A 6,977-nucleotide genomic window follows, 5' to 3' on the forward strand; every position below is an offset into this window, starting at 1 on the left:
ATTTATGCGAATTCGTGGCGTTCAAGAGCTTGCAGCAAAAAGGAATAGTACACTGAGCCTTCTACAAGAAGCTCAGATGGAAAAGAACAGTATTTATGAACAGCTCCAACAGGTCTTAGATGGAGCCTACAATGAACATGAAATATATATGTATTTACGAACAGCCTACCTGGAAGCACAAAAGCATCAACAACAAGTACAACAAACGAAGGATCAGTTAGCCAGCCTTAAAATAAAACTAGAGGGTGGCCAATCTAGAATTGACCAATATACATCTGAAATAGCTCTGTTATTTAGTGAGGCACAAGTGCAAAACGAGCAAGCTTATTATGAAATATATGAACAGTTTGAGCAACAAAGAAAAATCATAGCAGAATTGCAAACGGTTCAAGCACAATTGGCTTCACTCAACCTGCCACAGCAAGAAAATCTGATGGAGGATTCTATTATAGAAGCTCTACATGCTTTGGAACTGGAGCAAAGCTCGTTACAGCAAGAGATAGACAAATGTCTTGAACACCGTGCTTCATTGCTTATTGAAAAAGAGCAGCTATTAAATGATGAAAAGTATGGGCAATTACTTCAACAGTTTGAGCAGGAGAAAACAGAATTACAGCAGCTGATTGAGCAATGGGCAACTAAAAAGGCTGTAGCTACTGCCATTCATGAAGCATTATTCCGCCTTCGAGAAGAAAAATTACCTCATGTTCTTTCGAAGGTGAATGCGATATTCAGTTTACTGACAGGTGGACGATATGAGAGAATTTCGATTCATGATGAAGGCTATTTTGTTGCACAAGATGTTGCAGGAATACGTTACCAAATGATTGAATTGTCACAGGCGACAAAAGAGCAAGCCTATATTGCATTACGTATGGCCCTTGCAAAAACACTGATGGACTCTGCCCCATTTCCAATCATTATGGACGATCCATTTGTCCATTTTGATCGAAACCGTACAGACAAAATGGTACAATTGATGAAAGAAGTAGGATATGAACGTCAAATTTTATATTTTACTTGTCATGACGCAATGCTCGAACATTGGCAGAAAGAGCAAATTGTCGATATCGGAGCACTAGCAAATGAAAGGGGAGTGGCGTCAACATGAAAGGGATTACGACGCTTCAAGTTGGAGAAGCAGTAGATCAATTTTTATTGATAAAACAAGCGACAAAAGGTGTTACAACCGTTGGAAAGCCATTTATGTCGCTATTACTACAAGATAAAAGTGGGGATATTGAGGCAAAATTATGGGACACGAATGAGGATCATGAAAAAATGTATCATGCTGAAGCGATTGTGCGTGTTGGCGGAGAGATTCATGACTATAGAGGAAAAAATCAATTACGTATTAAATCGATACGTGTTGCAAAGCCAGAGGAAGGAATCGCAATTCATGATTTAGTTCCCTCCTCAGCAACGCCCAAAGAACAACTATATGAAGAATTGACACAATTTTTCTTTGATATTAAAAATCCAAATATCTCACGTATTACGAGAGCAGCTATTAAAAAGCATCAGGATGCTATTTTAGTCTTCCCAGCAGCAACGAAAAACCATCATGACTATGCATCTGGTTTATTAGATCATATGGTATCTATGCTAAAACTAGGTAAAGCGATTGTCGATTTATATCCAACGCTTAATCGCGATTTATTATATGCAGGAATTATTTTGCATGACATAGGCAAGGTTGTAGAGTTATCTGGTCCAGTTGCCACGATGTATACAGTTGAAGGTAATTTATTAGGACACATTACGATTATGGTGAATGAAATTGCTAAAATTGCTAGTGAACTTGAAATTGATGGTGAAGAAGTCATGCTATTACAACATATGGTTCTGTCTCATCATGGAAAAGAAGAGTGGGGTAGCCCGAAAAAACCTATGCTCCAAGAAGCGGAAATCTTGCACTATATTGATAACATAGATGCAAAAATGAATATGCTCACAAGGGCATTAGGGAAAACAGCTCCAGGGGAATTTACAGAGCGACTCTTCCCGCTGGATAACCGCTCGTTCTATAAACCAACTATATAGAAAAAGTAATTTCATATAGATAGTAGTTCAAAAACGGTCTTCAGGCATAAAGAATAATGCAAAAAGAAAGGGAGCATCTGAAAAATCAGATGCTCCTTTTCGCTGAGGATACTGTCATTATTAGATGAACTAATATTTATCCAGACTATTTAGATTCCTTGTCAGTATCTTCTGCTTTGTCTTCAGAATCTTTAGCAGCATTATCTTCTGCTTTTTTAGCTGCTTCTTCAGCCGCTTTGGCTTGTTCTTCACTTGTTGTTGTAAAGAATTTAAGTGATTCTTTTAAATCTTTATCTGATGTTTTCACATCTGCATCTTTTGCCATTTTTGCAACGATGTCTTTTAAAATCGTTTGCGCTTCACCAGTTTGGTTTAGCTTGTTTATCATTGTTGAACGGATGTTGTCTTCTTCATCTTTAAATTCACCAACACCTTTTACGTCACGCTTGTCCGTAATTTCAATAACATGATATCCAAAGCTTGATTTTACTGGCTCGCTTAATGTATTTAATTCAAGAGCGTAAGCAGCATCGTTAAATTCATCAACCATTGAACCAACAGAGAACCATCCAAGCTCTCCACCGTTTTTCGCAGAACCTGTATCTGTAGAATATTCTTTCGCTACATCAGCAAATTTAGCACCGCCTTTAATTTTTGCAATGACTTCTTTCGCTGTTTTCTCATCTGCTACTAAAATATGACGACCATTTAGTTCTGTTTTCATTTGTTCGTAGTATTTTTTCACATCTTCTTCTTTAATTGCTTGATCTTTTAAAGCTTTTTCTTGAAGAAGCTGAACACGTAAAGAATCTTTAAAGCCTTGTTCTGTTAAACCACTTTCAGCAAGTGCTTGTGTAAAGCCATCACCAAATTGTGATGCTGTAGTGTCGTAAGCTTCTTTAATTTCTTTATCTGTTACCTCATATTTGTCGGCTAAAACTTTTTCAGTCACAAGTTGTTGCATTACATATGAGCCTGTTAAAGCTTTTGCCTTTTCATTAAAATCAGCTACTGAAATATCGCCCACTTTAGAAGTAACGATTGCTTTGCTATCTCCGCCGCTACAAGCACCAAGAGCTAATACAGAAGCAGCTAAAGTTAAAGATAAAACTGTCTTTTTCATAGTGGATATTCTCTCCTAACATGGTTTCGTCCATTTTTTACTATAACATAAACGTTTTAAAAACAAAATGGTTCCCCCTTGAGTATTGCCTATATTTCAAATTTTGAAGCGCATAGGATATAGAAAAGAAAGGGGGTGAAGTTATGGGCAACGGAGGATACGGTGGCGGTGGCTACGGCTCAGGCTTTGCTTTATTAGTTGTGTTATTTATTTTATTAATTATTGTTGGCGCAGCGTACCTATACTAATTAATAAAACAGTGAAAAGCTAAGAGCTCAACTCTTAGCTTTTCTTAACAATGGTAGACATTCGCGCCGCAAGCTTAGTTCTACCAAATTTATTGGTTAGAAAAAGTTGTTGCATGGGGGGCTCAACTTATTTTGAGTGTGCGGACGAACGCGGATGTCTTTCAATTTATTTTGTCAATGTTTTGAACCGATATGGATGCCTTTACGCCGAGGCGTAAAGGATACTTCCATTAAACTGCATATAAAATTTCCACATAAAATGAGACAAGTAAAATGGTAATTAGTATATTTATAGTTCGGAATATTTTTGGTTGGTTTTCTTCGGGAATTTCACGTCGCATGCATAAAGCATATGTCATGCGATTAATTTGAAATAAATAGAATACCGAGAATAGAACTACAATCATTAATAGCAAGTCTATTCCTCCCCTCTTTCAATAGTAATAGCATAACAAAGAACGCCAATAAAAAACAAGTACAAGCATTTTAGTGAACAGTTGGTGGAACTAAAATTTCATAGCCTTTAGGTGTTTCTTCTATTTGGGAATTTTTAGGTGAATTTAGCAAGTATTTCACGTAAAGGATATCAATCAAACATAAACTACAGTGATAAGCTAACAGCAATGTTCCGTAGTGTGTATAGGCTGGTAATAGCCAAGTTCCTACTATAATACTTGTGTTTAGAACGATAAAAGGCGTAAGTAATGCTAAGATGTAACGATTTTTAGATAAAGGTTCACGAATTCGCATATGCAAAACAGGAATTATATAAAATTGGGTACGTACACGTAATTTTAAATGCTGGCGCAAATCATATAGTGCAAGAAAGTGCAAAAATTTATGAACTGGATAAAGAGTGAGTACAGCAATTACAAAAAGCCAGAATAACCGATCTGTGTAATGCTCTTCGTTAAATAAATTAAACATTACATATGAAACAGAAAAGACCAATAGAAAAGTAATAACACCCATTATAATAATACGCGTTGTACCATAATGATGTTCTAGGTTTAAAATTTTCCAACAATGCATGGTTTTGTATCAACTCCAAAATAGGAAGTGTCCTATTTAATGTAAATTGAATTATGTTAGAATGCAAGAAAAAGGAGGTACTTCAGAAATATTTCTGAAATACCTCCTTTCACATGATTTACATTCGAATGAGCAGGAATACTAAATGCGTTCATCCAGAAAAAATTACGAGTAGTTTGAAGCTTCGTCCTATCCCTTTACAGGTGTTCTTTCTTCTAGCGTGTCAAAGGAATCACGGAAATGTTGGAAGGAGCGTTCGAAAATATCGATGAAATCCTCGCCATAAATATTGCGAATAACAGCCATTACATCTAAAAAATCTGGGAAACGGCCATATAAATCTTTTAAAGCAAGGGATCCCTCCAGTACGGAATGATACGTATTATGGTAGTTCTTATTCATCTCTACAATAAGCTCTGTACCAGCTTCAGTAAGCTCAACATACGTATTTCGTTTATCGTCATCACGCTTCGAAAACTTAAGGAAGCCACGCTCTTCTAATTTTTTGGAGAAGTTAAATGCTGTAGAAACATGCATCACTCCGAATTTTGCTACATCAGAAATGGAAGCCCCTTTTAAATGATAAGAAATCCATAAAATATGGTGTTCATTAATATTTAAATCATAGGGTTTAATCCATTGTTGCCAATCCTTTTCAACCGCTTTCCATAGCGCCTTTGATAATTGTGCGATTCTTTGACTATAAAGCATCGCTTCTTTTTGTGTGTATAATTCCTCTGACAAAGCCATCACCTACTGCTTTCTTTCACATTTTTAAAAATATTATAGCAGTAAAGAAAAAAAGTTTAAAGTTAGAAAAATTAAAAAATTGAAAAGTGGTTAAAAAATAATATTATAGCAATAATTTTTGGTAAAAAAATAGATTTTTAACTGCTTTGAAAGGACTTTAGTCGCTAACTTTTTCTTGCGGTTTTTTCTTGTTTTCGGTGATTTGTGCAATGTTTTTCTCGATTTCGCTAATCGAATTCTGTAAAGCATCTAATTCTTGTTGTAAATTATTTTTCGTTGGTTCGATTTCTTCAGTAAAAGTTGTGATTGTTTGCTTTAAATCATTTATTATTTGTGGGATATTATTTTTCACTTCATTTGTTAAAGTATTGACAGAGTGCTTAACAGTCCCTACTTGTTGTTTTACATCAAGGAGCATACCTTTTGTTTGGTCAAGATTTTGTTTAAGAGTAGCACGTACTTGTTGCCCTGATTGTGGTGTTGAGAAAAGCACAGCGATTGTCCCACCTATAATCCCTGTTGTTAGTCCAAGTAAAAATGGTTTTGCTTTCATATTGTTTACCTCATTTCTAGTCATGTTTATCTACTATTAAACCATGAAATGCCCGAATACAAAAAGAAAAAAGAAACTAAACGAGTGATTTACTATCACGGTTTAGTTTCTTTTGATTATTTAAAGTGAGTATTTATGAAATTTGAGAAATAGCTGTATTGAATTTAGAGCGCTTTACTAATTTTGCGACAATTGGATAAATGACAGCAAAAGCAACGACGTTAAATGCAACAGCTGGCAGGACAACGCCAATAAATAGCATTGTAAAGGTTGCACCGACATTTGCATTGAATACAAAAAGCGCGACGCTTAAAAAGACAGTTCCTGATAGAATGGTACCTAAACCAACTAAAACAGCAGAAACAGCGAAATGACTTGCCAGTTTTTTTAGAATCAATAAACAGGCTAAAAATACAAAGCCTGTAACAGCTTTATCGATAATATTCGGGACAAGACCTGCTGGGAATGTTGTAAATAAACCTGAAAGTACACCCGTTGAAAGTGATAGTAAGAACGTTTCTTTCACAGTTGGGAACAATAATATTCCAATAAACATCATTGTTAACATGAAATCAGGTTTCATACCATTTACCATTCCTGGTGTAACCACATAAAGGGCTGCACCGACACCAATTAATAGTGCCATTAAAACTAAATTCTTCGTATTCATTTGAATATCTCCTCAGCTAAGCTAATCTATTTGTCACCTAACGTGTCCTCCTGACCGTTAGCGAAACTTATTTGTGATTGTACGCTAAAATGTTTCTATTTGCAATACAATATTCTGAATCTTTTTGTGTTAAAAATTCCAATCCTTTACAGATTCGCTTTAATACTTTCTGCTACTTCAGCTAACTGCTCTGCTGAATATTTTTGCGTTTGCCAAATTAGGCCAAGCCCTTCTTTTTCGTCGTAACGCGGAATAAAATGTAAGTGGTAGTGGAAAACAGTCTGTCCAGCTGCAGCGCCATTATTATTAATCGTATTCAAACCAATCGGCTGAAATGCTGCTTTAATAGCATTGGCGATTTTTGGTGCAACAGCATATAGATTACGTGCCACTTCCTCTGGCATTTCAAATAGATCTTGGCAGTGATGCTTTGGTATTAATAATGTGTGGCCTTTAGCAACAGGTGAAATATCTGTAAAGGCATAGACATGGTCATCCTCGTAGATTTTTGTACTTGGAATGGATCCATCGATAATTTTGCAGAATAGGCAATCGCTC

Annotated in this window: 10 protein-coding genes; 3 read left to right on the forward strand and 7 right to left on the reverse strand. The window is 35.8% G+C overall.

Translation table 11 applies throughout. The annotated features are described in order from the left end of the window. Together RT445_RS19140 and yhaM are read left to right on the forward strand one after the other, a co-directional pair. Positions 1 to 1,111, forward strand: a 1,111-nt coding sequence (locus tag RT445_RS19140) for an ATP-binding protein (protein WP_396631815.1), incomplete at its 5' end; no start/stop codon positions are given. Then, complete coding sequence (gene yhaM / locus RT445_RS19145; RefSeq protein ID WP_313471318.1) at positions 1,108 to 2,043, forward strand: 3'-5' exoribonuclease YhaM; 936 nt, start codon at positions 1,108 to 1,110, stop codon at positions 2,041 to 2,043. The genes RT445_RS19140 and yhaM, both read left to right, overlap by 4 nt. Before the next feature lie 145 nt (positions 2,044 to 2,188). Here yhaM and RT445_RS19150 read toward each other — a convergent pair whose 3' ends face one another. Continuing rightward, positions 2,189 to 3,166, reverse strand: a complete 978-nt coding sequence (locus tag RT445_RS19150; RefSeq protein ID WP_274794431.1) for a peptidylprolyl isomerase — start codon at positions 3,164 to 3,166, stop codon at positions 2,189 to 2,191. A 143-nt stretch (positions 3,167 to 3,309) separates the two neighbouring features. Here RT445_RS19150 and RT445_RS19155 point away from each other — a divergent pair, with 143 nt between their 5' ends. Then, a complete protein-coding gene (locus RT445_RS19155; protein WP_274794430.1) occupies positions 3,310 to 3,414 on the forward strand; it encodes a YjcZ family sporulation protein in 105 nt (34 codons plus the stop codon). 230 nt (positions 3,415 to 3,644) lie between these two features. On the opposite strand, the gene RT445_RS19160 is transcribed toward RT445_RS19155, so the two are convergent. From RT445_RS19160 to RT445_RS19185, 6 genes are all read right to left on the reverse strand, one after another. Beyond that, the gene (locus tag RT445_RS19160; protein ID WP_274794429.1) at positions 3,645 to 3,830 is read right to left on the reverse strand and encodes a hypothetical protein; all 186 of its coding nucleotides are present in this window, start codon (positions 3,828 to 3,830) and stop codon (positions 3,645 to 3,647) included. Positions 3,831 to 3,900: 70 nt separating this feature from the next. Beyond that, positions 3,901 to 4,446, reverse strand: a complete 546-nt coding sequence (locus tag RT445_RS19165; protein WP_274794428.1) for a DUF3267 domain-containing protein — start codon at positions 4,444 to 4,446, stop codon at positions 3,901 to 3,903. A 189-nt stretch (positions 4,447 to 4,635) separates the two neighbouring features. Further along, positions 4,636 to 5,196 carry an HTH-type transcriptional regulator Hpr gene (locus tag RT445_RS19170; protein ID WP_016992097.1) on the reverse strand — a complete coding sequence of 187 codons (561 nt, stop codon included), beginning with the start codon at positions 5,194 to 5,196 and terminating at the stop codon, positions 4,636 to 4,638. A 157-nt stretch (positions 5,197 to 5,353) separates the two neighbouring features. Further along, complete coding sequence (locus RT445_RS19175) at positions 5,354 to 5,749, reverse strand: YtxH domain-containing protein (protein ID WP_274794427.1); 396 nt, start codon at positions 5,747 to 5,749, stop codon at positions 5,354 to 5,356. A gap of 133 nt (positions 5,750 to 5,882) precedes the next feature. Next, positions 5,883 to 6,419 carry a tryptophan transporter gene (locus RT445_RS19180; protein WP_274794426.1) on the reverse strand — a complete coding sequence of 179 codons (537 nt, stop codon included), beginning with the start codon at positions 6,417 to 6,419 and terminating at the stop codon, positions 5,883 to 5,885. Between the two features lie 146 nt (positions 6,420 to 6,565). Continuing rightward, positions 6,566 to 6,977 (reverse strand): HIT family protein (locus tag RT445_RS19185; RefSeq protein WP_313471321.1); only part of this gene is annotated, 412 nt, incomplete at its 5' end.

Source organism: Lysinibacillus sp. (genome assembly GCF_032093475.1).
In the GTDB taxonomy this organism is placed as follows: Bacteria; Bacillota; Bacilli; order Bacillales_A; family Planococcaceae; genus Lysinibacillus; species Lysinibacillus irui.